Origin of the sequence: Bacillus sp. JJ864 (genome assembly GCF_036963045.1) — a bacterium.
Taxonomy (GTDB): Bacteria; Bacillota; Bacilli; order Bacillales; family Bacillaceae_G; genus Bacillus_A; species Bacillus_A pseudomycoides_C.
The window spans coordinates 385-2,405 of record NZ_JBALLY010000091.1 but is presented as its reverse complement, the minus strand read 5'-3'; the positions used below and the strand labels follow the sequence as shown (position 1 = coordinate 2,405).

The 2,021-nt window shown below is 39.1% G+C and carries 1 protein-coding gene and 6 tRNA genes; all 7 read right to left on the bottom strand.

The annotated features are described in order from the left end of the window. Positions 1-230: 230 nt before the first annotated feature. A complete protein-coding gene (locus V7024_RS14975; RefSeq protein WP_020062516.1) occupies positions 231-650 on the bottom strand; it encodes a CBS domain-containing protein in 420 nt (139 codons plus the stop codon). 720 nt (positions 651-1,370) lie between these two features. Next, positions 1,371-1,442, bottom strand: a tRNA-Glu gene (locus V7024_RS14970). Between the two features lies 1 nt (position 1,443). Beyond that, positions 1,444-1,518 (bottom strand) — tRNA-Asn (locus tag V7024_RS14965). Positions 1,519-1,521: 3 nt separating this feature from the next. Further along, positions 1,522-1,598 (bottom strand) — tRNA-Ile (locus V7024_RS14960). Between the two features lie 10 nt (positions 1,599-1,608). Continuing rightward, positions 1,609-1,679 (bottom strand) — tRNA-Trp (locus V7024_RS14955). A gap of 3 nt (positions 1,680-1,682) precedes the next feature. Further along, positions 1,683-1,758 (bottom strand) — tRNA-Thr (locus V7024_RS14950). Between the two features lie 162 nt (positions 1,759-1,920). Then, positions 1,921-1,996, bottom strand: a tRNA-Phe gene (locus tag V7024_RS14945). Between the last annotated feature and the right edge of the window lie 25 nt (positions 1,997-2,021).

The window sequence follows — 2,021 nt, the reverse complement described above, 5'->3', positions numbered from 1 at the left end:
AATCGGGCTTTTACGGGCAGTTATCCCCTACCTATCTTCTGCGCTTCTCACTGAATCTTGAGGTGAGGGTCTTACTGCCCGTTAATGCGGGATAAATTTAATCTGCGGGAGAACCCCCCCACAGATTATGAATGAAACTAATGGAGCGTATGTTAACAGCTTATCCTTCACTACAGCTTTGCTTTCTAATCAAGCTATCCTTAGCAAACAAAATAAAAGTATCCCTTTCTTTAGTCTGTCTGCTCTGATATTTCACTTAAGGCAACGCCTGCTTGATCATCTGCATATTTAGTTGTTGCTAAATCACCAAGTGCTAGCATCCCAACAAGTTGCCCATGTTCAACTACTGGTAATCTTCTTATTTGGTAACGTGCCATTAACTCTGTCGCTTTTTCAATCGCGTCATCAGGTGATACGGAAATAATTTGTGTTGTCATAACATTTGTAATTTGATTGGAACCCGGATGCTTTTCCGCAATTCCTCGCACAACCAAATCACGGTCTGTAACAAGACCAATAACTTGATTATTCTCCACAACAGGGATCATTCCTATATCTTCTTCTTTCATTTTTACCGCTGCCTCATATACATTATCTAGTGGTGTACATTGTACAATATTTGTACTCATCAATTCTCGAACAGTTGTCATAAATATATTACCCTCCTTTACACACTTTAGCATTTCCAACCCTCTTCATTTCGATTCGCCAGTCCATTAAAGAAAAACGAGGTACCGACTATCATTAGAAATAAAGAATATTACTTTACCAAATGTAGAGAACGATTATAATCTAAACATCATTGTCTAGAATCCCCCCACAAAACATAAAATAAATTGGATACTCACAGCTGCAATGGTCGATTTTAAATTGCGGAGAGAAAATATACGCTTTATCGTTCTTAATTAAGAAACAGGTTGTAAAGATACAGAGTAATAAATAGGATGAGGTTAGTATAAAAGATACCTTATACCGTAAACTATTCATGCAACATTCCGGTGTACAAGAATCTATTCTAAGTATAACTAAAATAATCAATTGGTAAAAATATATTGCACTATATTCTTTCCTAATTACACAAAATCATACAAAATCCTTCATTATTTATAATAAAAAACAAAACATTTTATAATATGGTAAAGATATATTTATTGTTATAATAACGTGAAACAACCATCAGTAGAGTTTCTTTATTTCGATACTTTTGATTTAGCTAATCAAAAGTATCCGAATAAACACATGGATTAGGAGATCATGAATCAAAGAAGTAATTATAATTTGTTATAACAAATATAATATATGGAAGGCATAATGTATAATATTATTTTTCCTTAAATAAAAAGAGTCAGCATGGTGCTGACTCTTTTTAATGACCCGTACGGGATTCGAACCCGTGTTACCGCCGTGAAAGGGCGGTGTCTTAACCACTTGACCAACGGGCCATGGCTCCGCAGGTAGGACTCGAACCTACGACCGATCGGTTAACAGCCGATAGCTCTACCACTGAGCTACTGCGGAATATGGTGGGCCTAAATGGACTCGAACCATCGACCTCACGCTTATCAGGCGTGCGCTCTAACCAGCTGAGCTATAGGCCCATATCTTTTACAGGGGCAGTAGGAATCGAACCCACACCGGAGGTTTTGGAGACCTCTGTTCTACCTTTAAACTATGCCCCTAAGTGGTGCCGGCTAGAGGACTTGAACCCCCAACCTACTGATTACAAGTCAGTTGCTCTACCAATTGAGCTAAGCCGGCATTATAATATATAAAACTTGCTATTTTTTATTTCTTTTGTCGTCCCAGCCTCAGTTAGTACTGCAAGTAGCATCTCGGCTGGTACGCTGAAGATTATTCAGCGATGCTTGCTCGGACGTGCTCTACCAATTGAGCTAAGCCGGCTAGTTTACAAAAAAAAAATGGTGGCTCGGGACGGAATCGAACCGCCGACACGAGGATTTTCAGTCCTCTGCTCTACCGACTGAGCTACCGAGCCTTTATGTAAATGGCGGTCCCGACCG